21 protein-coding genes are annotated in these 26,322 nt (G+C 37.3%); 8 read left to right on the plus strand and 13 right to left on the minus strand.

Annotated features, from left to right (window positions below):
- The 3 genes from F0365_RS06685 to F0365_RS06695 are packed head-to-tail and all read right to left on the minus strand — an operon-like array spanning position 1 to position 3,190.
- Positions 1-1,176, minus strand: a complete 1,176-nt coding sequence (locus tag F0365_RS06685) for an efflux RND transporter periplasmic adaptor subunit (RefSeq protein ID WP_169932991.1) — start codon at positions 1,174-1,176, stop codon at positions 1-3.
- Between the two features lie 22 nt (positions 1,177-1,198).
- Positions 1,199-2,572: a TolC family protein gene (locus tag F0365_RS06690; protein WP_169932992.1), complete on the minus strand. Its 1,374-nt coding sequence runs from the start codon at positions 2,570-2,572 to the stop codon at positions 1,199-1,201.
- Complete coding sequence (locus F0365_RS06695; RefSeq protein WP_169932993.1) at positions 2,573-3,190, minus strand: TetR/AcrR family transcriptional regulator; 618 nt, start codon at positions 3,188-3,190, stop codon at positions 2,573-2,575.
- 135 nt (positions 3,191-3,325) lie between these two features.
- Here F0365_RS06695 and F0365_RS06700 point away from each other — a divergent pair, with 135 nt between their 5' ends.
- On the plus strand, positions 3,326-4,309 hold the full coding sequence (locus F0365_RS06700) for a polyprenyl synthetase family protein (RefSeq protein ID WP_169934783.1): 984 nt from the start codon (positions 3,326-3,328) through the stop codon (positions 4,307-4,309).
- A gap of 345 nt (positions 4,310-4,654) precedes the next feature.
- Here the strand turns inward: F0365_RS06700 and F0365_RS06705 are convergent, their stop codons facing one another.
- The 3 genes from F0365_RS06705 to F0365_RS06715 form a co-directional block, all read right to left on the minus strand.
- A complete protein-coding gene (locus F0365_RS06705; RefSeq protein WP_169932994.1) occupies positions 4,655-6,265 on the minus strand; it encodes an ATP-dependent DNA ligase in 1,611 nt (536 codons plus the stop codon).
- Positions 6,262-7,344 carry a ligase-associated DNA damage response exonuclease gene (locus F0365_RS06710; RefSeq protein WP_169932995.1) on the minus strand — a complete coding sequence of 361 codons (1,083 nt, stop codon included), beginning with the start codon at positions 7,342-7,344 and terminating at the stop codon, positions 6,262-6,264. The genes F0365_RS06705 and F0365_RS06710 overlap by 4 nt, the downstream gene beginning before the upstream one ends.
- Positions 7,345-7,593: 249 nt before the next feature.
- Entirely contained in the window at positions 7,594-8,070 is a 477-nt protein-coding gene (locus tag F0365_RS06715; RefSeq protein ID WP_169932996.1) for a hypothetical protein, read from the minus strand.
- A gap of 329 nt (positions 8,071-8,399) precedes the next feature.
- Here F0365_RS06715 and F0365_RS06720 point away from each other — a divergent pair, with 329 nt between their 5' ends.
- Together F0365_RS06720 and F0365_RS06725 are read left to right on the plus strand one after the other, a co-directional pair.
- Positions 8,400-9,338 (plus strand): NAD-dependent epimerase/dehydratase family protein, encoded by a 939-nt coding sequence (locus tag F0365_RS06720; protein WP_169932997.1) that lies wholly within the window; start codon positions 8,400-8,402, stop codon positions 9,336-9,338.
- A gap of 53 nt (positions 9,339-9,391) precedes the next feature.
- A complete protein-coding gene (locus F0365_RS06725) occupies positions 9,392-9,817 on the plus strand; it encodes a TerB family tellurite resistance protein (RefSeq protein WP_169932998.1) in 426 nt (141 codons plus the stop codon).
- Positions 9,818-9,957: 140 nt separating this feature from the next.
- Here F0365_RS06725 and fbp read toward each other — a convergent pair whose 3' ends face one another.
- Positions 9,958-10,968, minus strand: a complete 1,011-nt coding sequence (fbp, locus tag F0365_RS06730; protein WP_169932999.1) for a class 1 fructose-bisphosphatase — start codon at positions 10,966-10,968, stop codon at positions 9,958-9,960.
- 113 nt (positions 10,969-11,081) lie between these two features.
- Here fbp and F0365_RS06735 point away from each other — a divergent pair, with 113 nt between their 5' ends.
- From F0365_RS06735 to F0365_RS06755, 5 genes are read left to right on the plus strand one after another with little or no spacing between them, the layout of a single operon-like run.
- Positions 11,082-11,555: a GNAT family N-acetyltransferase gene (locus tag F0365_RS06735; protein ID WP_169933000.1), complete on the plus strand. Its 474-nt coding sequence runs from the start codon at positions 11,082-11,084 to the stop codon at positions 11,553-11,555.
- Complete coding sequence (locus tag F0365_RS06740) at positions 11,556-12,842, plus strand: aspartate kinase (protein ID WP_169933001.1); 1,287 nt, start codon at positions 11,556-11,558, stop codon at positions 12,840-12,842.
- Between the two features lie 48 nt (positions 12,843-12,890).
- Positions 12,891-14,720 carry a GNAT family N-acyltransferase gene (locus F0365_RS06745; protein ID WP_169933002.1) on the plus strand — a complete coding sequence of 610 codons (1,830 nt, stop codon included), beginning with the start codon at positions 12,891-12,893 and terminating at the stop codon, positions 14,718-14,720.
- 9 nt (positions 14,721-14,729) lie between these two features.
- Positions 14,730-15,794 carry a carboxypeptidase-like regulatory domain-containing protein gene (locus tag F0365_RS06750; protein WP_169933003.1) on the plus strand — a complete coding sequence of 355 codons (1,065 nt, stop codon included), beginning with the start codon at positions 14,730-14,732 and terminating at the stop codon, positions 15,792-15,794.
- Between the two features lie 7 nt (positions 15,795-15,801).
- Positions 15,802-16,839, plus strand: a complete 1,038-nt coding sequence (locus F0365_RS06755) for a carboxypeptidase-like regulatory domain-containing protein (protein ID WP_169933004.1) — start codon at positions 15,802-15,804, stop codon at positions 16,837-16,839.
- Positions 16,840-16,842: 3 nt separating this feature from the next.
- Here the strand turns inward: F0365_RS06755 and F0365_RS06760 are convergent, their stop codons facing one another.
- From F0365_RS06760 to dnaE, 6 genes are all read right to left on the minus strand, one after another.
- The gene (locus F0365_RS06760; protein WP_169933005.1) at positions 16,843-17,277 is read right to left on the minus strand and encodes a low molecular weight phosphatase family protein; all 435 of its coding nucleotides are present in this window, start codon (positions 17,275-17,277) and stop codon (positions 16,843-16,845) included.
- A 129-nt stretch (positions 17,278-17,406) separates the two neighbouring features.
- Positions 17,407-17,802 carry a TM2 domain-containing protein gene (locus F0365_RS06765; RefSeq protein WP_169933006.1) on the minus strand — a complete coding sequence of 132 codons (396 nt, stop codon included), beginning with the start codon at positions 17,800-17,802 and terminating at the stop codon, positions 17,407-17,409.
- A 427-nt stretch (positions 17,803-18,229) separates the two neighbouring features.
- The gene (locus F0365_RS06775; RefSeq protein WP_169933007.1) at positions 18,230-19,174 is read right to left on the minus strand and encodes a 2-hydroxyacid dehydrogenase; all 945 of its coding nucleotides are present in this window, start codon (positions 19,172-19,174) and stop codon (positions 18,230-18,232) included.
- Between the two features lie 286 nt (positions 19,175-19,460).
- Complete coding sequence (locus F0365_RS06780) at positions 19,461-19,937, minus strand: hypothetical protein (protein ID WP_169933008.1); 477 nt, start codon at positions 19,935-19,937, stop codon at positions 19,461-19,463.
- 154 nt (positions 19,938-20,091) lie between these two features.
- Positions 20,092-21,441 (minus strand): magnesium transporter, encoded by a 1,350-nt coding sequence (gene mgtE / locus F0365_RS06785; protein WP_169933009.1) that lies wholly within the window; start codon positions 21,439-21,441, stop codon positions 20,092-20,094.
- 308 nt (positions 21,442-21,749) lie between these two features.
- Positions 21,750-26,102, minus strand: a complete 4,353-nt coding sequence (dnaE, locus tag F0365_RS06790; protein ID WP_169933010.1) for a DNA polymerase III subunit alpha — start codon at positions 26,100-26,102, stop codon at positions 21,750-21,752.
- Positions 26,103-26,322: the final 220 nt, after the last annotated feature.

Here is a 26,322-nt window from a genome sequence, read left to right on the forward strand (position 1 = left end):
TTAAGCTTTTTTGATTCTTACTTGTTGTTCTTCTCTTACGCTACGAGCTCCTTCTACAATAATATGATCTCCTTTTGCAAGACCGCTTGTAATCTCGATCATGTTTTTTGTGGTTTTCCCAGTCGTTACCAGTTTCCTTTTCGCGACAGCGGTATCGTACTGATCTCCAACTTGTAGATCTGTCGCAATCATGACATATTGATCTCCATTTTGATTTTCACTGATCACAGCAAGAGGAATTAAAATGGCACCTTTACTCGTATAATCGTTGATTTTCAATCTAGCGGTAAGATTAGGTTTTACCTGACCATTTTTATTAGGTACCGGAATTTCGATATTAAAAGAACGGTTGGACGGGTTGATATAAGAGCTGGTCTGTCTTACCTTACTTTTCAAAGTTTCTCCTAGTACGGGAAACTCTACCTCTACATCTGTACCTTCATTTACCGAAGTGATGTAGGTTTCTGGAACCTCCACATCAATATACATATTATCGAGGTTGACAATTCTCAATATTTCAGTCATCCCTGGACTTACGGTATTTCCTTGTTCTGTTATCACGTTATCTATAACTCCAGAGAAAGGTGCTGTAACTATTGTTTTAGCCAGTTGCTGCTGCATAGACTTGATAGCATTTACTTGTGCCTCATAATTAGCTTTAGCCTGTAGGTACTGGATTTCTGAACCTATCTTTTGATTCCAAAGTCTTTCTTGACGTTCATAAGTCGTTTTTGCTAGTTGAGACTGTACTTTCATTTGCTCAATATTTTGCGAGATACCGCCATCATCTATTCTTGCAAGACGCTGTCCTTTAGAAACTCGTTGTCCTTCTGTCACGTAAACATGAGTAAGTACACCTGCCATTTCTGGCATTAAAGTGATGTTTTGCTTGGTATCTACACTTCCTTGAAGCTCTATAAAATGATTGTAAAGAGTGTCGTTAATCGTTTTTATACTAACTAACGCACCGTCTTTTTTAACACTGTTTTTATCAAGGAACTGTTCAATGGAACTGATTTCGTTTTCGAGTTCCTTTTTTGCATTGAGCAGCTCGGTTTTCTTTTGAGCGATCATTTCTGTGTCACCTGTGGCGATAAGTTCATCAACTGTTGGTCCTTTATCACCACATGATGTGAGAATAAAAAGACCTATAAATAGTATGCTTAATTTTTTCATGATATATAATTCTGTGGTAGTTTTATTTTTGATTGGTGAATTCAGGGGTGTTCAAAATGGTTTCTAGATTTGCTTTTTCAGTTATCACTTCAAACATACTCTGTAAATAAGTTGCCTGTGTGCTGTACAATTGGGTTTGTGCTTGTCTCAAATCAAAGCTGGAAGAAATACCTTCTCTAAACTTGATTTGGTTTTTGTTTTCAATACGCTCTGCTAGTCTCAAGTTTTCCTTACTGGTCCTGTAATTGTCTATAGCAGTCTGATAATTGTTAAGAGACGTCTGGTAAGTCAATCGTATTTCTTCTCTAGCTCGATCCAGATCGGTAAGAGCTTGATCCCAGGCTATTTTTGCACGATCGGTTCTTGCTTGTCTTCCTAAGGAGCTAAAAATAGGAACGGATAAACTCACACCAGCAATGGACTGACCATACCACTTATTATCGCTATCTAAGAAAGTGAAGTCGTCATTAAAAGAGTTGACTCCATAATTCACAAATCCAGAAAGTTTAGGCAGTGCTTTGGCTTTTTCTAGTTTGTATTCCAGTCTACGTTGCTCTGTAAAATTAGTCGCGATCTGGAAATCAGCATTTTTTTCTAAATTTAAAGAGTTGAAAGTTATGCTTGGATCCATGTTTTTAAGAGCAAGAACAGCAAGGTCATCGGTAAGATTTAATGGCGTTTGTAAATTTATTCCCAAGGCTAGTTTCAGCATATCCATGGCAATGTCTTCTTGACGCTTAGCACCGTTCCATTGATTTACTAGCTGTGATTTAGTGATTTTCAATTGTTCTACATCTTCTTCCTCGGCAAGTCCGTTTTCGTAGATTTTTGTAGTTTCTTCTAAATTCTTGGTTAAGGCAGTGAGGTTGCGGTCTATGATTTCTATATTTTCTTGAGTGAGAAGCACCCCGCCGTAGGCACTGATAATTCCTTTCCTTACCTCAAGTTTTGTCTTATTATTTGCGTTTTTAGAAAAGTCTAAAAAAGTTTTTGAAGCCTCCAAAGCCACAATATAGGAACCATCAAAGATCAATTGTCTAAGAGTTGCCGTTACAACTGCACTTTGTCTAGGTGCAAAAGTTACGGGTACAAATGTTCCAGGTGTCCCACCTATTATTTCTCCTGGTAAAGGAGTTATTGGTTGCTTGATCTGGTATTGATAATCTACGTTACCATCTATTTGTGGCAGTCCAGTCGCAGTAGTTTCCCATTTTTGCTTGAGCGCTTTTGCAATGTCTCTTTTTGCATTAATAGCTTGGTAGTTATGCTCTAATCCATAGTTTACTGCTTCTTCTAATGTAAAGCTGTAAGAGTCTTGGTTAGCGGTTTGTTGTGGGTACGCTTTCGCGAAAGCGAGAACACTAAAAACCCAAACGCATAAAAATTTATAGTTCATTTAATTGTGGTTTGTGTTGGTTATTTTATTTAAAATTTTACGCCCTTGCGGAGTGACAATACCTCTGATGTGGTATTCTAAATACTGATCGTAAAGGTTATTTACGGGAAAATCTTGTGGAGGAAACACGTGAATGTTTTTGATTCCCTGAATACCAATAAAATAGATGCGCGCGATAAAATGTGCATCTATGTTATCTCTATAAAGTCCTTTTTCCATTCCTTTAGAAACATTTTTCTTAATGCAGTTGTCCATAAAGTCAAATTGAATCTGAGTGACTTCCCGATGTACTTCTGGGTAATATTTTTGAAGTTGATAAATAGGAGAAGTGTCATCACCTTTAAGGTGCTCCATCACAAATCTCTTTACGGTATAAAGTTCTTCAATGGCATTTTCTGTCTCTCCATCAATAATCTGATCTACTCCGTTACAAATATGGTCGCACAAGTGAACAGAAGATTCCTTTACCAGCTCTCCTTTATTCTTAAAGTGCGTGTATAAGGTTTTTTTACTCATGCCCAATTTTGCTGCAATCTCATCCATAGTCACACTTTTAAAGCCTAAGGTTAGGAATAGATCGAGCGAGGTCGTTAAAATATGTTCTCTGATATCAGTCATTTATATTACAAAAGAGCGCAAATATACCACATGGAAACTTTAGAAACTTTAAAAGTTTCCTAAGTTTTACAATAATTTAACAAGACATTTTATTTTTCCTACAGCAATGAGCTTTTCATGAAGTATTTTTACCAAATGAACGCGATAGACCAACTTAGAATTATTTTTTTAGATCACCTTAAGAACAGGATTACAGAAAAGGAACCTGCAGGATTGTACGATCCAGTTCATTATATCTTAGAATTAGGGGGGAAACGATTAAGGCCTTTACTGACATTGATGAGTGCTCAAATGTACGGTGCATCAGTCAAAGATGCTCTGGATGCTGGAGTAGCTATTGAGGTATTTCATAATTTCACTTTGCTTCATGATGATATTATGGACGCAGCAGACCTGCGTCGGGGGAAAGAAACGGTTCATAAAAAATGGGATGTGAACACAGGGATACTTTCTGGAGATGCCATGTTGATTATGGCCTACCGTCTTTTGGAAAGCTATGACAAAGATCAATTTCACCAATTGACTAAAGTCTTTTCTAAAACAGCGCTAGAAGTATGTGAAGGGCAGCAATACGATGTGGATTTTGAAACTCGTGATGACGTTACTATTCCTGAATATTTGCTGATGATCAAATTAAAAACATCGGTTCTTGTAGGTGCTGCACTTCAAATGGGAGCTATTATCGCTGGTGTAGATGAAAAAGAACAAGAATTGATCTACAACTACGGGATTCATTTAGGACTTGCTTTTCAATTGATGGATGATTACCTCGATGCCTTCGGTGATCCAGAGACTTTTGGTAAAGAAGTAGGTGGTGATATCAGAGGAAATAAGAAGACTTATTTATACTTGCGAAGTATAGAAAATGAGCATTGCGCTACCGAATTAAAGGAGTGGTTTGCTCTTGATCATGAAAAAATGAATGAAGATCAGATCGAGGAAAAGAAAGAAATAGTAAAAGTATTTTTTGAAGAAAGTGGCGGGGCAGCAGCTACGCTCGAAGCGATTAAATCTTATACAAATAAAGCCATAAGCATCATTGATCAACTCTCCATTAGTGAATCATACAAAAAGGAATTGAAAGATTTCTCTATTGATTTGATGGGACGTGTGAGTTAGAGGCTTACCTACTCACTATCATAAGTGGGGGATTAATTACGCTCTTTGTGTTAGGTGAATTGCAGGGAAGTCTATTTTCTTTCAGCTATAGCGGTCTTTTCTCCTGACTACAAAAACAGCTCATTCTTATTTTTTACCTGGACGGGCTCAACGTACCGCCTCAAGAGAAAACCTTGCTAGGAGTATTTCTTGAATGTAAAATACCGATAAGTGATTGGTATTTGCACAAGCGTAAAATCGGTCAAGTGATTTTCTCCCAAGCAATATCGAGATTGGTAAAATGCCTACTGGACAATGGGGTTAGGGTATCAGAATTTATCGATTAGTTCAATGAAATCCCTGATATTAAGGTATCAATGCCTTTAAATCATCTAGCGTATTTGCTTCTTCCATAGGTTTATCAGGCCGCCACCGGACGATCCTAGGAAATCTAGTGGCTACTCCAGACTTGTGTCTTTTGCTAGGTGCGATTCCTTCAAAAGCAATTTCAAATACATGATGTGGAGTCACTGATCTCACTGGACCGAATCGTTCTAGGGTGTTTTTCTTGATCCATGCATCTACCTTGCGGAATTCGGCATCAGTAAGTCCAGAATAGGCTTTTGCAAACGTGACCAGCTCTCCATCTTGCCAAAGTCCAAAAGTATAGTCGGTAAATAAATTGGCCCTTCTTCCGTGCCCACGCATAGCATAAGTCAGGACTGCATCAACTGAAAATGGATCTGTTTTCCATTTCCACCAGTCGCCCTTTTTACGTCCTACGAGATAGGGACTGTCTTTGCGTTTGATCATCAATCCTTCTGATCGTTTTTCTCTTGCTAGATTGCGCTCTGCCGCCATTTCTTCCCAGGAATTAAAGGTCATGGTTTCTGAAAGCAGCAATGGTATTTTTTCCTCCTGTGGTACGGCCTCTTCTTTTTTGTGAAGGTCTAAAACCAACTCATCCAGTATTGCTCTGCGTTTTTCAAAGGTTTGCTCTCTCAAATCTTTTCCTTGCCATTCCAGTAAGTCGTAAGCGACAATAACTACGGGAACATCCTTTAATAGCTTCTTACCAACTGTTTTACGGCCTATTCTGGTTTGTAGGTCGTTGAAGTTCATAATTTCACCATCTTTGAAAGGCAGGATCTCTCCATCGATCACGGTTCCATTAGGAATCACATCTAGAAACTTTTGAAATTCTGGATACTTATCGGTAACTAATTCTTCCCCTCGGGACCACACAAAAATCTCGTTACTTCTTATAATTGTTTGTGATCTGATGCCGTCCCATTTGTGCTCTGCGCTCCATTGATTGATATCCTTTAGATCGCTAATTTCTCCTTCAATCGCGTAGGCGAGATAAAATGGATAAGGCTTGCCTCGCATGGCCACTTCATTATCTTCATAAACCAACTCCTGAAAACTGGTGTTTTCTCCCGTCCAGCTTCCCATAAGTTTATGAGCGAGCACATCTTTATCTATTCCAGTTGCATTAGCCAATGCTCGCGTCATTAATTTTTGAGAAACACCTATCCTAAAACCACCAGTGAGTATTTTATTAAAAACAAATCGTTCGTAATAATTGAGTTGAAGCCAGTTTTTTTGAAGGTATTCTTTTTTCTCAAGATCTCCTTTGGATCTTAGTTCTATAATCTCTTGAATGATTTGCGAAAGGCTTTTGTCACTAGATTCATTTGCGGTAGGAAGAATGAGTGCAATGGTTTCAGCTAGATCGCCGACAATATGGTAACTTTCTTCAAACAGCCACATGGGAACACCACTTATTTGCGTCGCCCATTCTCTCATCAAAGTAGTGTTAACCGGTCTTTTGGGACGTCTGTGAGAAAGTATGGCAATGGTCCACAATTTATCTTCCTCATTTGCGGTCTTGAAATACTCGGTAAGCGCAGCTACTTTGAGGTTGGTTTTATTAGTTCCGTCTATGGTGCGTATGAGTTCTGCAAACTGTTTCATGGCGCTAGGTTTGATGTGGAACTCGATTTTGAAGTTTCCTGGCTTTGCTCCGTATTTTCCTCTTGATTTTTCTCATCAGCTCCCAACTCAGAATTTTCTCCTTCGTATTGTGTACGTTCACTCATAGCGTTGAGTCCTTTTTCTTCTCTTAAGAATCGAGCAAAAATCTCTTGATAGCCGTGTGTGGTAATCACATTTTCACAGCCAGTGGCTGCTATGCTTTCTAACAATCCGTCCCAGTCGCAATGGTCAGAAAGGACAAATCCTTTATCGATGGCTCTTCTGCGTCGGGCACCTCTAAAAGTCATCCAGCCACTAGCACTTGCTGTGACATATGGAACCATTTTTTTCATCCAGGCACTTCCATGAGCACTAGGTGGTGCGATAACCATATGACCTGCTAGTTCTTCTTTGGTAGTTTCTCTGGTAATCAAATGAGTAGGAGGAAAGTTGATTTGTTGTCGCAAGACTTCCGTCATTTTATAGACAGCTCCATGACAGTAAATCTTCATTTGGCTGGTATCCAAATGTTTGATGATACGTTGTGCTTTTCCCAAAGAATAAGCAAACAGTACTGAGGTCTTCTTTTCTGTATGGTTTTGAGCACACCATAAGTTGATGTCATCCATGACCAGTTGTTGAGGTCGCCATTTAAAGGCGGGTAATCCAAAGGTGCATTCTGTAATAAATGTATCACATTTTACAGGTTCGTAGACGGTAGAAATACCGTCGGCTTCTGTTTTATAATCACCCGTAAAAACCCATACTTCTCCTCGGTGCTCGACGCGTATTTGTGAAGAGCCTGGAATATGCCCGGCGGGGTGAAAAGAGAATTTCACATTGTTGATGGAAAAAACCTCATTATAATTGACTCCCGACACGTTGATCTCGCCCAGACGGTGACTAATTATAGGTACGTTATCCTTATGGGTAAGGTACTTTTTGTGTCCCCATCGGGAATGGTCTGCATGGCCATGTGTGATGAGTGCTTTAGCTACTGGTTTCCATGGATCGAGATAAACGCCAGCGGGCTTGCAATAAATTCCTTTTTTAGTGAATTGAAGTAATGGTTGACTCATGATCTAAAATTAAATGACAGGAGTGGTTTTCTATCTGGATTAAGAGAAGTTTATCATACTTTCTACTCTTCATATACATTGTCGCTTGTAATTCAAATTACAAACAGAACATTGGTAAAAGAGAAAAGACGGTTTACTTCGACAGGTTGATAATTCGATAGACTTAATGTAGCTCAACTCACTTTAAAGTTATAGGAGGAAGAATTTGTCTTTTCAAGAGCCTATAACATCTTTAAGCTTTTAATAGGATTACTTTTCTTCTGGATCCATATCTGCTTTGAGATCTTCTAGAAGCTTGTCATTACTTTGACTAAATTCATTGACTTCCCAGTTCATTTGAATTAGTAGTTCATCTAAGGCAAGGATGATGTTGTTGTATTTTTCTTCTAACTTAGAAGAGGTTTTTATACGGTAACTTAAGTAAGACTTATAGATGTGCAATCTTGTTTTTAAAACTTTAATACGTGAAAAGATGGCTTGATCTTGGAAGGCATCGTCAGGATTTAAAAGCATGTTATTTACGTGATCTATCAATTTATTGGTCGTTCTGGCAGTATGATCATAATTCTCTAGACCTGTAAGTAAGTCTTGGAAGGATTCCCATTCTAGCGCTTTTTTCTGAGCATCTTTTAGGAGAGTCATTTTTGACGTGCTCAAATTCATGGATGTGTAGTCTATTTGTTCTAGGTTAGGCGCGTCTTCATTAGAAGTGGTTTTGCAGGCCATTAGTAATATAAAAAGTAGAAAAATAGAGAGTCGCATAATCTTATAACGGTGAATTGCAAATATGCTTATAATTAAAAGAATAAAAAAGAGGCATTATATGTCAGGCACTTTCGATTCAGTGTTACAGGCAGGAATTTTAATAGGGGGTTATAAGCTAGTGGTGTTTGCACTTGGACTCTGAGTTATACCAGGACAAACCTTTATTTTACAAAAATAGAATGGAGATCATACTAATGCAACAAGAGGTAAATGCTATAAGTATTAAAACTCTAATAAAACTAGCAACTCCCCAAATAAGGTCTTCTTATCTTTGTGACAAATAAACAGAAATGGCAACCAAAGTATTAGTAATAGGAGCTTGTGGACAGATAGGAACAGAGCTTACCATGAGATTGAGAGAGATTTATGGTGGGGAGCAGGTAATTGCTAGCGATATACGGGAAGGTAATGAAGAGATTATGGCTTCTGGACCTTTTGAAGCGTTAGATGCGATGAATAAAAGTCAGATAGAAGACGTGTGTCTGCATTATGAAGTTAATGAAGTATATCTTATGGCAGCCATGTTGAGTGCTACAGGGGAGAAGTTTCCTAAAAAAGCATGGAGTTTAAACATGGATTCTTTGATGCATGTGTTAGATCTTGCAAAGGAAGGGAAGATCGATAAAATATTTTGGCCGTCGAGTATAGCCGTTTTTGGACCTACGACACCTAAGCATGACACGCCGCAACACACGATTATGGAGCCTACTACTGTTTATGGTATTAGTAAACAAACTGGAGAGCGATGGTGTGAGTATTACCATCAAAAATATGGTGTAGATGTTAGATCGATGAGGTATCCAGGGTTGATTTCATGGAAGACATTACCTGGCGGTGGTACGACAGATTATGCCATAGATATTTTTCACAAAGCGGTAGCAGGTGAAAATTACAATTGTTTTTTAAGTAAAGATACAGAGCTACCTATGATGTATATGGAAGACGCGGTAAGAGCTGCGGTAGAAATTATGCGTGCCCCAACGGAAGAAGTTATAGAGCGCTCCTCCTACAACCTTTCTGGCATGAGTTTTACACCACAAGATATTGCTACTGAAATAAAGAAGCACCTACCAGACTTTTCTATTAGTTATGAGCCAGATTTTAGACAGCAAATTGCAGATAGCTGGCCGAGTTCTATCGATGATGCTCCAGCCAGAAACGACTGGAACTGGAAACATGAATACGGCCTTGATCAAATGGTGGCTGAAATGTTATCTCATCTTAAATAAATAAGGCAAACTGCATTTGCTATTCTTATATTTGCAATAACCAAATTAAGATTATGTCATTTTCAAGTTTATTTGTGTCTGGCGAAAGTGCCAGAAATAAAAGCCATTTTGCAACATTAGTTACTCTTGCACAAGCTTCTGGTGTTAAAGAAGAAGAAAAAGTTGTTCTTAAACGATTTAAGTCTGTTCTAGACATATCAGATGCTGACTTTGAAGCAATTATGAAAAATCCAAAGTTATATCCTGTAACACCGCCTAATTCTAGTGAAGAGCGCATACAGTGGCTGCACGATCTTTTTAAACTTGTTTTTGCAGACCAGCTTATGGATGAGGTAGAGCATAAATTATTAAGAAAATATGCTACTGCATTAGGATATAATGATGAAGATGCAAAGTATCTAGTAGCACGATCTATAGAGATATTTAACGGTCACCTCAATCTAGAGGATTACAGATACTTATTGAATAAGAACAGATAGTTTTAAAACAAATTTTCTAAGCGGAAGCCTTTTTTAGATAGCGTTGCATACTTCGTTATCTATAAAAGGCGCTGTTATGAGGTCTTTCTTTAAGAAATCAAATTCTAAATGCTATTGCAGCCTCTTCTCTAAAACTGAAGTTATCGAGGATATTTACTCATGAATTCTTCTGCTTTTGTAACCATATTTTTACTCCCGCAATAGAAGGGTACTCGTTGATGTAATTCGGTAGGTTTGAGATCCATAATCCTTTGATGTCCGTCACTGGCTTTTCCTCCTGCTTGTTCTGCAATAAATGCCATAGGGTTGCATTCATAGAGCAACCTTAGTTTACCTTCTTTTGCCTTCGTACTTTTAGGATACATATAAACACCACCTTTTATCATGTTGCGATGTATATCGCTTACCAGACTACCTATGTAACGACTGGTGTAAGGTCGGTCACCTTCTTCTTCTTGGCAGTATTTGATATAATCTTTTACACCTTGTGGGAAATGAACATAATTCCCTTCATTGACACTATAGATGTTACCATCTTCAGGAAAAGTCATGTTAGGGTGAGAAAGATAATAAGTACCTAATGAGGGATTGAGTGTAAAGCCATTTACTCCATTACCTGTGGTATAAACGAGCATGGTAGAGGTGCCATAAATAATATAACCAGCGGCTACTTGCATATTGCCGGGTTGTAAAAAGTCTTCTAATTGTACAGGTGTCCCCACTGGTGTAACTCTTCTATAAATAGAAAAAATAGTTCCTACTGAAACATTTACGTCTATGTTGGAACTGCCATCTAGTGGATCCAAGGCAACTACGTATTTATTACCGTGATCCTTTCGCTCTCCTTCAATCGTAATAAAGTCATCATTTTCTTCACTCGCAATACCACAGACTATTTGTCTATTAGTAAGTGTTCTTATAAAGGTGTTATTTGCAAAAACGTCTAGCTTTTGTTGATCTTCTCCTTGAGTGTTGATCTCGCCAGCACTACCGGTAATATCTACCAGACCGGCTTTGTTTACTTCGTGATTGACCATTTTTGCGGCCAGCCTTATGGAGTTGATGAGTCTAGAGAGTTCGCCACTGCTGTACTGGAAGTCAGCTTGGTTTTCAATGATAAATTCTCCTAGGGATTGGTTTATTGTAGCCATAATTAGATCAGTTGTGCAAATATCTTAATAAAATAGTTCGTACTACAACGTTGTATTAGATACTTTTCACATTTCTTTGGGCAGGCTCATTTATATTTGCTAAAACTAGAATCATGATAGAGATAAGAGAAGCTACAAAAGAAGACTTTCCTAGAGTATTAGAACTTATTATGGAGCTGGCTATTTTTGAAAAAGAACCAGATGCTGTGGAGGTAACTGTGGAAGAATTAGAGCAAAACGGATTGGGAGAGCAGGCCCTTTTTAAATGTTTTGTAGGAATATACGACGGGAATATAGAAGGGATAAGTTTGTGTTACCCGCGTTTTTCTACTTGGAAAGGCAAGACGATTCATTTAGAAGACCTTATTGTAACAGAAAAAATGAGAGGTAAAGGTTTAGGAAAAGCTCTGTACAATAAAGTCCTGCAATATGCTTATGATCATCGTGTGAAACGGGTAGAATGGGTGGTGCTGGACTGGAATACAGATGCAGTAGCGTTTTATGAACGTACAGGAGCTACAATGATTAAGGACTGGTATCTTGCACAAATGGATCAACAGTCGTTAGAAAATTATATTAAAGGATAGATGAAGATATATAAATTTGGTGGTGCATCAGTTAAAGACGCTGACGGAGTGCGTAATGTGTTGAAGGTATTGCAGGTCACGGGTACTGAAGATTTAGGTATCGTGATTTCTGCTATGGGAAAAACAACTAATGCCCTAGAAGATGTAATTTCCAGTTATCAAAATAATGATGTTCATTATCTGGAGCTTATTGATGAGCTACACCTCAAACATTTGGCGATCATTGAAGGCTTGGAGATGCCCTTTGATGGTATAAAAGAGGAATGGTTGTTCCGCTTTCGCGAAAGCGGAATTAAAAAAGTAATAAAAGCAATTATAGAATCTCTCAAAGGCGAAATGTTGCGCAACCAAAGTAAAAATTACAGTTTTTTTTACGATCAAGTGGTCAGTCATGGTGAACTGCTCTCTACTAAAATAGTAGCAGCTTTTCTCAATGCTTGCGATATTCCATTGGTATGGAAAGATGCACGACAACTTATTAAAACCGATCAAAAATACCGAGATGCTGGTGTGAACTGGAAAGAAACGGAACAATTAGTTCTTCAATCCTGTAAAGGTCAGCCGTTTATAACACAAGGTTTTATAGGGTCTGATAACAATGGTTTTACCACTACCTTAGGTAGAGAAGGAAGTGATTATACAGCGGCTATTCTAGCGTATTGTCTTAATGGCTCTGGAGTAACTATTTGGAAAGATGTACCTGGTGTTCTCAATGCAGATCCACGGGTTTTTGAGCAAACCGTATTATTAAATAAGATTCCATACAACGAGGCAATTGAGCTGGCGTTTTATGGAGCATCTGTCATCCACCCTAAAACCTTGCAGCCACTTCAAGGAAAAGAAATTCCTCTTTATGTAAAGTCATTCATAAACCCTCAGGAAGAAGGTACAGTGATTACTGCTGTAGAAACTATTGAGCCGTTGACGCCTTGCTATATTGTGAGAAAGAATATGGTTTTTCTTAAGATTTCTTCTAGGGACTTCAGTTTTATAGGAGAAAATAATATTTCGGATATTTTCCAAGAGTTGAGCAGTCATAAAATGCAAGTAGGCTTGCTACAGAATAGTGCGATAAGCTTTTCTCTTTGTGTAGAAGATAAATACGCTAAAATAAATGAACTTCTTAAAGATCTAGAATCTCGTTATCGAGTAAGTCATGTAGAAGGAGTTTCCCTATACACAGTGAGGCATTATGATGGAGATGCTATTGAATTTATAGAGTCTGGAAAGACTGTTTTGTTAAAGCAACGTGCACAAGAAACGCTACAATTAGTCGTTAAAGAATAGAGGCCCTACATTTATATTATATTTGTATACTTATACCAACCAATTTTTATGGGACTAGTCAACGCAAAAGAGGTAGCAAAAGCTATCCACATAGATAAATACGGTTTCTTAGGAACTCTAGGTGGGTGGGCGTTGATGAAGCTTTTACGCATTTCTACTCTTAATAAATTATATAACAGGCATAAAAATAAAGACACCGCTGACTTTTTAAACGGTCTTTTAGAGGACCTTCAAATTGAGTTTGAAATTCCAGAGGAAGATTTAAGACGTATTCCTAAAATGGGGGCTTTTATCACTATTTCAAATCATCCATTAGGAGGAGTAGACGGAGTTTTATTATTAAAGTTACTTTTAGAACGCCGTCCTGACTACAAGATCATAGCAAATTTCTTGCTGCACCGTATTGAGCCTTTGAAGCCTTATATTATGCCGGTAAACCCTTTTGAAGATCGTAAAGACGCAAAGTCCAGCACTGCTGGTTTTATGCAGGCTATAAGGCATCTTAACAATGATTTGCCTTTGGGTATTTTTCCAGCAGGAGAAGTTTCTACCTACAGAGATGGAAAGCTAGTGGTAGATAAAAAGTGGGAAGAGAGCGCTATGAAATTGATTCAAAGAGCTGAGGTTCCCGTAATCCCTATTTATTTCCACGCAAAGAACAGCCGCATGTTTTACATGCTCGCAAAGCTTAGTGATGTTTTTAGAACCGCAAAACTTCCATCTGAAGTACTGTCTCAAAAAAACCGAGTAGTTAAGGTGAGAATAGGAAATCCTATTTCTGTTAAGGCACAAAAGGAACATGAATCTCTAAATGATTTTACAGACTTCTTACGCAGGAAAACTTACATGCTTTCTAAGCCTTATGACAAAGAATCAAAGAGGTTAAGTGATATTCCTAACGCTATCAAGATACCAAAAGCTCCCAAAAAAATAGCCGCTACTACAGATCAAAAATCCATGATTAAAGAAGTAGATGCTTTGAGAGAAATGGGAGATAAACGTCTTCTGGAATCAAAAAACTACGAAGTATTTTTATCTAAAAAAGTGCATATTCCTAATATTTTAACAGAATTGGGAAGATTGAGAGAGATTACTTTTAGGGCGATAGGAGAAGGAACTAATAATGCGACAGACCTCGATCATTATGACGACTATTACCATCAAATGTTTTTGTGGGACAGAGATGCTAATCGCATTGCAGGTGCGTATCGCATGGGAATGGGAAGTGAGATCAGTAAGGTTTATGGTATGGAAGGCTTTTACCTTAATGAGCTTTTTAAATTTGAACCAGAGTTGCATAAAATGATGAGTGAGTCTATAGAAATGGGACGCGCATTTATCATTAAAGAATACCAATTAAAACCCATGCCCCTTTTCCTATTGTGGAAGGGTATCGTGCATTGTACGTTGAGATTTCCTGAGCATAAATATCTTATAGGAGGTGTGAGTATTAGTAATAAATTCTCTAATTTTTCTAAGTCTCTTATGATTGAATTTATGAAGAGTAATTATTATGATCCTTATGTGGCGCAGTACATCACTCCTAAGAAGGACTTTAAAGTAAAATTAGAAGATGCTGACAAAGACTTTATATTTGATGAAAGTGAGGCAGATCTTAACAAGTTTGATAAGATTATAGACGAGCTAGAGCCTAATGAATTGAGGTTACCCGTGTTGATTAAGAAATATGTAAAACAAAACGCCAAGGTAGTAGCCTTTAACGTAGACCCCTTATTTAATAATGCTGTAGATGGTTTAATGTATATACGTATCGCAGACCTTCCAGAAAGTACCGTAAAGCCAGTCTTAGAAGAGTTCCAGGCAGAGATGGAGTCTAAGTATTTCGATGGGCAAGATGATACGAAAGAAGAGGGATAATTCTAAAAGATGAGATTCTTACTACTTTCTTGTTTGTTTTTTTGGACCGCTTTTTCTCAAGGACAAAGATTAATCGGTAAAGTAATAGATAGTAAAACACATGAATTCATAAGTGGAGCTTCTGTATATATAGACGGCACAACTATAGGTGTAATTACCGATTTTAACGGTGATTTTAATCTAAGTTATCCTACAAATACAGATGCTAAGCTAGTCATAAGAATGATGGGTTATGAATTATTAGAATTTAAAAATCCGCTAGAGGTAGATTTAAGTAATCTACAATTAATTCAAAAGGTAAATGAATTAGATGCCGTAATCATAGATCCAGATCCATGGACCAGGACTAGAAAAGAAAACTATTTTAAACGGTATTTTTTAGGTGGTACTGAACTAGCAAAAAGCTGTACAATAGTTAACCTTGATAGTGTTAAACTAAGATTTAATCCATCGACTGCCATATTATCTGCTCGTTCTAGAGTCCCTATAAAAGTCGAGAATAAAGAATTAGGGTACTTGATTGAAGTAGATGTGGAGTTGTTTGATATGCATTTTAATAAACTAGATAGCTTACGCATAAAAATCCTGGATAAAAGCAGGCCTTTCTTGTTTTCTTTATCCCCTTTTCTAACAGAAGGGGCAACTACTTCAAAATTTAATGAGCTGTATTCAAAAGAACGCAAATTAAACCGCTCTATCAGAAAAAGAAGAAAATTCTATCCGTTATCAAGCCTTTATTTTTATAGATCCTTATGTGCAGATAGTTTAGATAGCGCTGGGTTTCAAATTTTTTACGATAACAGGAAAGTGGAAACAAGGGAGCACATTAGAGTTAGAAAGAAAGGAGAGTTTTATAAAATAAGTTTTAGAAATAAGGTGTATACTATTATTGATTCTAATAAAAATAAGTCTAGAATAGCTCCTTTATCTCAGACTATATTCATTAATAATAAGGGAAAATCTGTAGGTGAAGATGGAATAGCTACCAACAAAGGCTCCTTATTATTTCAAGGTTATTTTGCTCAACTAGGTAAGAGCGGTTTATTACCTTCAGATTACAGTCCTAATGATTAAAAGAATAATGAAAAAAAAACGATTTATATTCCTTCTTATTCTCATCCCTTTATCAATTAACGCGCAGTTCATAAAAGGAACTATTACAGACGCCACTTCAAAGGAACCTTTGCCCTCTGTAAACATTTACTTTTCAGGCACCTCAAAAGGGACCATTACTGACTTTAATGGGGATTTTAAAATTTCTTATTATGAAAATAGTCAGAGTATTTTTACCGTAAGCCTATTAGGCTATGAAACACAAATTTTTAGCGATCCTTTGAATACCGACTTTTCTAATCTTGAATTACAACCTAAAGTAGGGGAGCTTCCAGCGGTTTATCTCTATCCAGATCCATGGAGCCGTGAGAAAAAGGAGAAGTACTTTATCAAACAATTTTTAGGCACTACTTTAATTGCAAAGGAATGTAGTATTCTCAATCTCGATAAAGTGAGAATGCGTTTTAATCCATCTACTAAAAAGATGACTGCTTATGCTGAAGAGCCTCTACTAATAGAAAATAGAGATTTAAATTACCTAGTAACCTATAACTTGACAGATTTTGAAATCACTTTTGAAGAGCTAAGCTTAGAAAATGTGGAAATGAGCGGCTCCATGGAATTTCCTACTCATTATATGATTTCTTCTTACTTTGTAGGCAGTGCCTTTTTTAAAGAATTAAATGAAAAAGATGCTAAAAGAGGATGGGTGAGACGTCATCGCAAACGCGCTTATAAAGTTTCTGAATTGCGATTATTTAAACTAATTGCCGAAAACAGATTTGACGAAGAAGGGTACCATCTCGTTTTTGACAGAAAAAAAGTAGTGGTAAAAGACCACATCAGAAGCAGGAAAAAGGGAGCTTTATATATCGTTGATTTTAGAGAGAAACAATACGAAATTATGGACCCTCAGAATTTTCAATCTGCTATATATCTTGACACCCCTAAATTAGTCATTTCAGATGCTGGTAATGTTCTCAATTATAAAGTTTTAAAAACAGGCGGCTTTGTTTCTAATTTAAAGGTGTCCGGTATGTTACCTTTAGATTATAAGATGGAGTAGAGGCTAAGCTTTTTTTGTTTTTTTCTGTAGGTATTGTTCTGCAAATTCTGTGCAGTAAGCTTGTAATTCTTTGCGACTGGTTTTAAAAGCAGTTTTGATTTCCTTATCAGTTCCTTGTGTGGTATCAAGACTGTCCATTTTGAGATGAAAAACAGTTGCTTTTTTGGTTTTTGACTTAGCGAGCAGATGTGCTTTATCTGAAAAGGTAATGATATAATCAAAGTCAATTTCTTCCACATCTTCAAAATTCCTTCTAGACTTCTCTACAGGTATGCCTAAAGAGTCCATTACTTTTAAGGCCATTTGATGAATAGGTAGGGGTTCTATCCCAGCACTGAGCACCCGTGTCTTTTTCGAACTATAATAGTCCAGAAATCCTTGTGTCATAGGACCTAAGGTGGAATTTGTAGTACTGAGAACTAGAATTTTTAAAGCCATTATTTTCAACGACAAACATCAATAATCATGTTTGTGTTAACGCAAAGTTAAGACCATTAATTCTTGTGTACAAAAAAAGGTCTTAAACTTAACATTTAAGACCTTATACGGTTGATAATCAGCGGTTTTTTAAAACCAGCCTTTTTTGTTTACTTGATAGGTGTAATAAAACTCTTCATCAGACTTCGTCAGATAAATAATCCCTTCTATCAAGCCTATAATACCTAAAGCTCCACAGCTTACAATACCTAAAATCAACTGGATAATACCCTCTTGGTTGTATCCCAATATAAACTTGTGTATACCAAATGTTCCTAGTAAAATACCCATTATACCAGCTAGAACCTTTTTGTTTTCTTGATTATTTAAAGTTTGATTAAAGTTTTGTTGAAAATCTTTGGCACTTTCTTTTGCGTTGTTTGCAGCGTCGTTAAATGTTTCCTTTGCGTTGTCAAATCCTTCTTTTGCAGAATCCTTTGCATTGTCAAAGCCACTTTTTGAACTATCGTATCCTTCTGTACTCATGTTTGTTTTTTTAAGTTGGTAGTGTTAAATGTAGTTTATTTTTCAAATAGGTGTTCATTTCTAGGCTCCCAAAGTTCTACTTTACCGCCATCACAATCTATAACCCATCCAAATTTATCGTAATCTTATTCTTCTATCTTACCGACTACTTCAACACCATTTTGTTTCAGTTCTTCCAGCAAACTTTTTAAATCGGCTAATCGGTAATTGATCATGAAGTCTTGTTTACCCGGTTCAAAATACGTAGAATCAGATTTAAAAGGGCTCCACTGTTGGCTTGCTTTTTTATCGAGTTGTACACTTTCAGCTTGCCAGAAGTTACATCCATAGTCACCTAGTGGTAATCCTAAATGCTTTGATTACTATGCTTTTGTTAACTCTGTATCTTTGCATTTAAAGAAATCACCACCTATGCCGGTTACTTTTTTCATGACAACTTATAGTTTTCAATGATTTTATCTGCAATTACTTCAGCCAGTTTATATTTAGATTCTAGGGTCCATCCAGCCACATGCGGACTCAACAATACGTTATCCATTTCTAATAGTGCTGCAAATGCTGTTGGAATTTCGCTATTGCGAAAGAGAGATTCAAAAGAACCTTTTTCATATTCCAGTACATCCAGTCCAGCACCTAAAATTTTGTTGCTTTTAAGAGCTGCAACTAAGTCGGCAGTGACTACAGATTTTCCTCTGGCCGTATTGATCAAGTAGAATGGTTTTTTAAATGCCGCTATAAATGCTGCATCGATCATTTCTATAGTCAATTCTGTTTGTGGAGTATGAAGACTCAACACATCGGCTTGTTGTTGTAATTCTTGCAGGCTTACTTGAGTACAATTCTTATTTCCTACATTTTCTTTAATATCATAACAAATCACTTTACAGTCAAAACCAGAAAGTTTTTCAGCAAAAGCTTTTCCCATATTTCCATAGCCTATAAGTCCTATGGTCTTTCCGTCCAGTTCTAAGCCGCGATTTTCTTCTCTACGCCACAGTCCAGATCGTACTTCTCTATCTGCTCTATTTAAATGATTGAATAATGAGAGCAACATTCCCAAGGCGTGTTCTCCTACTGCATTTCTATTTCCTTCTGGCGCGTTGTAACAAGATATTCCTAATTCTTTTGCAATGTCCAGGTCTATATTTTCCAGTCCAGCGCCTACGCGACCTATGAATTTTAAAGACGTAGCTGCTTTTAAAAAGGGAGCATCAATAGGAAAACGACTGCGTACGATCATGCCGTCGTAATTGCCTATCACTTTCATGATGTCTTCTTTAGGCGACGTATAATCATAATGATTTTCAAAACCAGCTGTTGCTAGTTTTTGCGCAAGAACATCATGATTGCTGTCTAGGTGAAGTATTTTCATATTTTAACTTCTATTTTAAAACTTTAAGTTCCATAAATTACGGATTATTAATTTGCTGGTATAAATTTTTAATGGCTAATTATAAAAGATTTGATTTTTGCAATAATTTTGATTTCTGGAGATTGGAATTTTTATAATAGGCTAACCTATCTTCCGTCTTTCTAAAGGAAAGAAACCTCTGTGAGGCTTTATATTTTAAAATCAGTAATTAGCTTTTGTTATTGGAGATTTTGATTTTGATTTTATTTGGAACTTGACTTTCCGCATCCCTCATCCCACATAGCTTTTAGACCTCTACCATATTGAGTTCTTGCTCATAGTCGTATTGCAAGTCTTCATGAAGTGTAGAAATACGAGTTTTGATAATAATAAGTTGTCTTTCCATAAGGTCGCGCATGGTTTTGCTGCGCAATACTTGCGGATGCGTCTCTCTCATTAATCGGCAGAAGTGGATCAAAATAGAGACCTCTGTCTCCTTACTTCCTGAATAACGCACATATTTTTTAGACTCCCGAAGGACTTTGCGCACACCTTTTTGAAGACGGTAATTATTTGCCGTATTTAGTGCTAGAAACATATTATCTAGAAGCGTTTTTACATTTGCCACATAGTCATCTTCGTGAGTAGATTCAAAAAGTAAATAGGTAAGGAGTTCTTTGTTTTCTTTTTTAAATCGAGATAGCCGCAGAATGATCTTGATCAAGTCATCATCTGACCTGAATTTGAGTTCTTCCTTTAGTTCTTTTACCGTAGCCGTTTTCATAAAGTGAAGATACGCATTGGACGAGAGTTTTTAGTAAATCAAAAGTTAGAAAAGTGTCTATGTATTTGTGATAATTCCTCTTTCGCCCTGAGCTTTCTTAGGATAAACTTTTATTTGAATAATAAAATCAAAAGCAGCACACACATCACATTCTTTAAATACCAATAATAGCCTTTGCAATCATAAAATAGATTAAAATTCCAAAAATATCATTGCTGGTAGTAATAAATGGCCCAGTAGCAAGTGCGGGGTCTATACCTCTTTTGTGCAGCGCTAGTGGAACAAAAGTGCCCACTAGTCCAGCCATAATAATTACTGCAAATAAGGATATCGAAATAGCTATAGAGGTTACAAACTCACCATTTGCAATATAGGTATAGGCAAATAAAAGAATCGCTAGTATAACTCCATTTAACATAGCGAGCAATACTTCTTTAATCAATCTATTTCCTATACTTCCTTTTAGATCGTCATTTGCGATACCTTGTACGATGATCGCACTGGACTGCACTCCTACGTTTCCTGCCATAGCGGCTATTAATGGAGTGAAGAAAAATAATACGGCGTGCTTTTCAAAGATCTCTTCAAAACCACCCATAATCGCGGCAGCGCCTATACCACCTAAAAGACCTAAAACGAGCCAAGGCAGTCGCGCTTTGGTCAATTCTAAAATACTGTCATTTGCTTCTACGTCTTGCGAGATACCACTTGCGAGTTGGTAATCTTTTTCTGCTTCTTCTGTAATAAAATCTACAATATCGTCAATGGTGATACGACCTACGAGACGTTCTAATTCATCAACTACAGGAATGGCCTCTAGATCGTACTTACGCATGATACGAGAGACTTCTTCTCCAGGAGTGTTGACGGTTACAAAATCAACTTTAGGAATATAAACGTCCTTTATAGGTGTAGATTCCTTGCTGGTTAATAGGTCTTTTAAGGAAAGCCTTCCTTTGAGTTTGTTGTTGTTATCTACTACATATATGGAGTGCACACGAGTCACGTTTTTTGCTTGCGCGCGCATTTCACTCACACATCCAGTAACGGTCCAATTTTCATTAACACGCACCAATTCTTTAGCCATCAGTCCACCAGCACTGTTTTCATCAAAACGCAACAGATCAACAATATCCTCTGCATGTTGTTCATCAATTATTTCATTGATTACTTCTTGGGCGATATCATCAGGAAGTTCGTTTAAGATATCTGCCGCATCATCGGTATCCATCTCTTCCAGCTCTTCAGCGATTTCTTTGGGAGAAAGTGCATTAAGGACGCGATCTCGCTGGTCTTCATCCAGCTCCATTAAAGCTTCAGAAGTTTTTTCTGAATCGAGGAGCTTTACGATATATACAGCTTGTTCCAGATTGAGTTCGTCAATAATTTCTGCAATATCAGCAAAGTGGAGTTCTTCTAAGATGTGTTCCAGCTGTTTACTATCATTGACTTCAATCAGTGATTGTATCTCTTCTATAAAGTCTTTTGTGATGTTAAACTGCATGATTAAGGCTTAAGAGGCAAATATAAATTTTTGGATAAGAGAAATAGAGTTTTTTAAAGCAAAATGTTTGGTGATCGCGGTCTTATGAGGTATTTTAATAACTTATATGGAGGGTGTTGAAGGAATATCGTTTTTACTAAACATATCAAAGCCAATACTTGGTAGGTGGATCCAGGAAGGAGCTAGTTGTTAAAACATAAAGTTAAGTCTCTGCTTAAGTGAATGTATATCTTAACTAACTCCAGAAGCACTTTCCGGTCCCTCTAATAATACCAGCATATTCTAGAACAAAGTATTTATTATTCCAATTAACCTACTCCATAAGTGATCTCATGCTCATCTAACAGGGAAAGCAACTCGGCACTTACATTTACCTTTTGTAATCTAGCAGACATATCTATCGATATTTTCTCTTCATGATCTTTAAGATTAAAATACAAACGTTGATCTCCTTTGTGTTTATCTAGTGCTTCCTTCAAAAGTTCGATACGCTCTTCTAAAACTTCACTCACGTGAAACTCAATGGTTAACTTTTTGGCAGCGCTTGCCATAACGTCTTGTAGTTGCCCCATTTGTGTAAACAGGATACGAGGATCTCTTGGCCTACCCGTGTTTTTATCTAACCAGCCTTGTTGAATCTTTACCTTAGCGTGCAAGAAGGAATTTGGGATTAAAAAGTGTCTGAATTTTAAATAGTCCTCACCGAAGATTCTGAATTCGTGAGTCTCGTCATAATCTTCTAGCGTGAACATTCCCCAAGGTTTGTTTGCCTTACTCATCATGTGTCTGGCTTCTGTAATAACACCGCAAAAAGTAAGCTCTCTGTTGACTAAGGGTTCTAGTTCTTTCATGGCTGCCAGGTTTGCATTACAAAAGAATTTGATTTCCTTTTTGTAATCGTCTAATGGGTGACCAGAAATATAGATTCCTACGACCTCTTTTTCTCTTTTTAGTTTTTCCATCGCACCCCAATCGTCGCAAATAGGCAATTGTGGTTCTGGAATTTGTACATCACTTGCTTCTCCAAAAAGACTCACTTGGGAACTATTTTCATTTTCTTGAAACTTCTGAGCATATTTCACTACTTGTTCTAAAAATATCTGACCGTTATCAAATTCATAGAAAAACTGTGCTCTATTTTCACCACCTAAACCGTCAAAACCACCACTTAAGGCTAGTGCTTCAAAAGACTTTTTATTTGCCGCTCGCAAGTCGATACGCTTTGCCATATCAAAGATACTTTTGTAATGTCCCTTTTTTCTGTTATCTATAATGGTCATTACAGCTGCATGACCTAACCCTTTTACAGCCCCCATCCCAAAACGAATTGCACCTTTAGGGTTAACGGTAAATTTATAATTGGATTCATTCACATCTGGACCCAGCACATCCAGTCCCATACGACGGCATTCATCCATGAACTTAGTCACATCCTTGATCTGATTCATGTTGTTAGACAAAGTAGCAGCCATAAATTCGGCGCCATAATTTGCTTTTAAGTAAGCGGTCTGATAAGCAATCCAGGCATAACAAGTGGAGTGTGATTTGTTAAACGCATAAGATGCAAATGCTTCCCAGTCTTTCCATACCTTTTCTAAAATGCTACGGTCATGTCCGTTTGCTTCTCCAGCATCTAGGAATTGTGGCTTCATTTTTTGAAGTGTGGCTATCTGTTTTTTACCCATAGCCTTTCTTAATACATCAGCATCACCCTTGGAGAAATTGGCTAGTTTTTGAGAGAGTAACATAACTTGCTCTTGATACACTGTAATACCGTAAGTTTCCTTCAGGTATTCTTCCATGGCATCTAGATCATAAACAATGTCTTTACGACCGTGCTTGCGATCAATAAATTCTGGAATATATTCTAAGGGCCCAGGTCTATACAAAGCGTTCATAGCAATAAGATCGGCAAACTGTGTAGGCTTGAGTTCTCGCATGTATTTTTGCATTCCCACACTTTCATACTGGAAAATAGCAGTTGTTTCTCCACGCTGGAACAGCTCATATGTTTTCTCGTCATCTAGAGGGATGGACTCTATATCCAGTTCTATTCCATGACGTTCTTTTATAATGGCGACCGTATCCTTGATCTGACTTAAGGTTTTTAATCCTAAGAAGTCCATTTTTAACAATCCTGCGCTTTCTACGACTTCGTTATCAAACTGAGTGACATAAAGATCAGAATTCTTTGCTGTAGCGACAGGAACGAAGTTGGTCAGATCATCTGGTGTGATGATCACTCCACAGGCATGAACACCCGTATTTCTGACAGAACCTTCAAGAATTCTAGCTTGTTTTAAGGTCTCGGCAATCAGATCATTACCAGCGGCGAGGCTTCTTAGTTCTCGCACCATATCAGCATCATCTCCACGAAATTTACCACTAATTTCATTATCCTCTAAGGCAAAAATCTTTTTAAGCTTAGCAAAATCAGGAATTAACTTTGCTACACGATCTGCATCTTGTAGTGGTAGATCGAGTGCTCTTGCGGTGTCTCTTATGGATGACTTTGCCGCCATGGTCCCATAAGTTATAATTTGCGCTACTTGGGAAGAACCGTATTTTTCAATAACGTAATCCATAACCTTATATCGATTTTCATCATCAAAATCAATATCAATATCGGGCATGGACACTCGATCAGGATTTAGGAAACGTTCAAAAAGTAAGTCGTAGTGAATGGGGTCTACATTTGTAATTCTTAAACAATAAGCCACGGCACTACCAGCAGCAGATCCACGTCCCGGGCCTACGGCAACATCCATTTCTCTTGCTGCCTTGATGAAATCCCAAACGATCAAGAAATAACCTGGATAACCTGTATTTTGAATAACGCTCAGTTCAAAATCGAGACGTTCTTTGATATCATCTCCAAAATCTTCTCCGTAGCGCATTTTTGCACCTTCATAAGTAAGGTGTTTCAAGTAAGCATTTTCTCCGTTTTTAGTTTTCCCGCTGGCGTCATTAAGATCTATAAATTCTTCAGGGATATCAAAAGCTGGAAGTAATACATCCCTAGCGAGTTCATAAGCTTCTACTTTATCAACGACTTCTTGCACATTCAAAATGGCTTCTGGCAAGTCTTTGAAGAGTTCCTTCATCTCTTGTGCAGACTTGTAGTAATATTCTTGGTTAGGTAATCCATAACGATACCCGCGTCCACGACCTATAGGTGTTGCTTGTTTTTCATTATCTTTTACACAAAGTAAAATATCGTGAGCATTGGCATCTTCTTTATGGACGTAGTAGGTATTGTTAGTAGCGACAATTTTCACATGGTGCTTGTGGGCAAAGTTGATCAGCACTTCGTTAGCACGATTTTCATCTTCTTGACCGTGGCGCATTACTTCTATATAAAGATCATCGCCGAAGTGTTTTTTCCACCACAATAAAGCTTCTTCAGCTTGATTTTCTCCTAGATTCAATATCTTAGAAGGAACTTCACCATACATGTTTCCGGTAAGAACAATAAGGTCTTCCTTGTATTCTTCAATCAGTTTTTTATCTACTCTAGGCAAATAATAAAAGCCTTCTGTATAAGCTCTACTTGCCATTTTTGCTAGATTGTGATAACCATTTTTGTTTTTGGCAAGAATTACTATTTGATAACCGTTGTCCTTATGTGTGCGGTCCAGCATGTCTTCACATACTTGAAACTCACAACCTATAATGGGTTTTATAGGTTTTTTTTGTTCTCCATCTTCAGCATCTACAAGACTGGCATTATGAGCCTTTACTGCTTTTACAAAGTGGAATGCTCCCATCATGTTAGCATGGTCAGTCATAGTAACTGCCAGCATATTATTTGCTGCAGCGGCTTTTACGAGATCTCCTACACTTGCGGTAGATTGTAATATAGAAAACTGACTGTGACTATGAAGATGTGCAAATTTTGCATCACTTAATTCATTTAAATTTTCTTTAATTTCTTCTTTAGAAATTTCAGGACTTTCATCAGTATTAAGTTTTTCAGATGCTTTTTTAAGGTTGAGATGTTTTATTCCTACTGCAGTGATGGTCGTAGGGTTGCTTTCGCGAAAGCGTGCCATATATCCATCCTCAAAACCTAATTTCTCTAGCGAGTAATGCCCTTTTCTAAGGAGTTCTAAGAAACAGCGAGTCGTTGCTTCCACATCTGCTGTGGCGTTATGTGCTTCTCCAAATGGCTGATTAAAAAGAAATTGGTGCAATTCGGTAAGTGTAGGCAATTTAAATTTACCATACCGGCCACCAGGAATTTGACACAAATTTGCTGTTTGTTCGGTACAAGTATCAAGAACTGGAAGTTCTTGTAAGTCGTTACCTATTTGAGCACGTACGAACTCTGATCCGGTAACATTCAAGTCAAATTTTAAATTCTGACCTACGACAAACTTTGTTTTACTCAAGGCTATGTTGAACTTCTCTAGCATCTCTATGAGAGGAATTCCATCTTTTTGAGCTAGTGCTGTAGAAATACCGTGAATGCGCTCTGCGTCATAGGGAATATCAAATCCATTAGGTTGTATCAAGTAATCTTGTGCCTCGATTAGGGTTCCCATCTCGTCATGTAGTTGCCAGGCTATTTGAATCACTCGAGGCCAGTTGTCTATATCAGTATAAGGTGCATCCCAGCGTTTAGGCAATCCAGTGGTTTCAGTGTCAAAGATGAGATACATGTACGTAATTTATGAAGTGTTAATAGCAAAATGATGAAGGCCTAAAACAAAAATTATAATTCTTTTAAAAGTCTGTTTAATAGACATTTGATGTAGAATGAAAATTTCAATTCAGGATTTTAAATATAGCATATTAAGCTGTTTTCTTAAAATCTAGTTATGAACAATCGACCCTAATAATGGTTGGTTACTTTAAAATAAAAAAGCCCGACCAAAAATT

This window comes from Nonlabens sp. Ci31 (assembly GCF_012974865.1).
Lineage (GTDB): Bacteria > Bacteroidota > Bacteroidia > Flavobacteriales > Flavobacteriaceae > Nonlabens.

Bases quoted from the DNA above. Each gene is read 5' to 3' on its own strand.
- F0365_RS06780 (WP_169933008.1), bottom strand. From the start codon at position 19,937: ATGAAAACGGCTACGGTAAAAGAACTAAAGGAAGAACTCAAATTCAGG.
- fbp (WP_169932999.1), bottom strand. From the start codon at position 10,968: ATGGCTACAATAAACCAATCCCTAGGAGAATTTATCATTGAAAACCAA.
- F0365_RS06735 (WP_169933000.1), top strand. From the start codon at position 11,082: ATGATAGAGATAAGAGAAGCTACAAAAGAAGACTTTCCTAGAGTATTA.
- F0365_RS06775 (WP_169933007.1), bottom strand. From the start codon at position 19,174: ATGAAAATACTTCACCTAGACAGCAATCATGATGTTCTTGCGCAAAAA.
- F0365_RS06715 (WP_169932996.1), bottom strand. From the start codon at position 8,070: ATGGCCTGCAAAACCACTTCTAATGAAGACGCGCCTAACCTAGAACAA.
- F0365_RS06740 (WP_169933001.1), top strand. From the start codon at position 11,556: ATGAAGATATATAAATTTGGTGGTGCATCAGTTAAAGACGCTGACGGA.
- F0365_RS06750 (WP_169933003.1), top strand. From the start codon at position 14,730: ATGAGATTCTTACTACTTTCTTGTTTGTTTTTTTGGACCGCTTTTTCT.
- dnaE (WP_169933010.1), bottom strand. From the start codon at position 26,102: ATGTATCTCATCTTTGACACTGAAACCACTGGATTGCCTAAACGCTGG.
- F0365_RS06720 (WP_169932997.1), top strand. From the start codon at position 8,400: ATGGCAACCAAAGTATTAGTAATAGGAGCTTGTGGACAGATAGGAACA.
- F0365_RS06765 (WP_169933006.1), bottom strand. From the start codon at position 17,802: ATGAGTACAGAAGGATACGATAGTTCAAAAAGTGGCTTTGACAATGCA.
- F0365_RS06705 (WP_169932994.1), bottom strand. From the start codon at position 6,265: ATGAAACAGTTTGCAGAACTCATACGCACCATAGACGGAACTAATAAA.
- mgtE (WP_169933009.1), bottom strand. From the start codon at position 21,441: ATGCAGTTTAACATCACAAAAGACTTTATAGAAGAGATACAATCACTG.
- F0365_RS06700 (WP_169934783.1), top strand. From the start codon at position 3,326: ATGAACGCGATAGACCAACTTAGAATTATTTTTTTAGATCACCTTAAG.
- F0365_RS06745 (WP_169933002.1), top strand. From the start codon at position 12,891: ATGGGACTAGTCAACGCAAAAGAGGTAGCAAAAGCTATCCACATAGAT.
- F0365_RS06685 (WP_169932991.1), bottom strand. From the start codon at position 1,176: ATGAAAAAATTAAGCATACTATTTATAGGTCTTTTTATTCTCACATCA.
- F0365_RS06725 (WP_169932998.1), top strand. From the start codon at position 9,392: ATGTCATTTTCAAGTTTATTTGTGTCTGGCGAAAGTGCCAGAAATAAA.
- F0365_RS06690 (WP_169932992.1), bottom strand. From the start codon at position 2,572: ATGAACTATAAATTTTTATGCGTTTGGGTTTTTAGTGTTCTCGCTTTC.
- F0365_RS06695 (WP_169932993.1), bottom strand. From the start codon at position 3,190: ATGACTGATATCAGAGAACATATTTTAACGACCTCGCTCGATCTATTC.
- F0365_RS06755 (WP_169933004.1), top strand. From the start codon at position 15,802: ATGAAAAAAAAACGATTTATATTCCTTCTTATTCTCATCCCTTTATCA.
- F0365_RS06760 (WP_169933005.1), bottom strand. From the start codon at position 17,277: ATGGCTTTAAAAATTCTAGTTCTCAGTACTACAAATTCCACCTTAGGT.
- F0365_RS06710 (WP_169932995.1), bottom strand. From the start codon at position 7,344: ATGAGTCAACCATTACTTCAATTCACTAAAAAAGGAATTTATTGCAAG.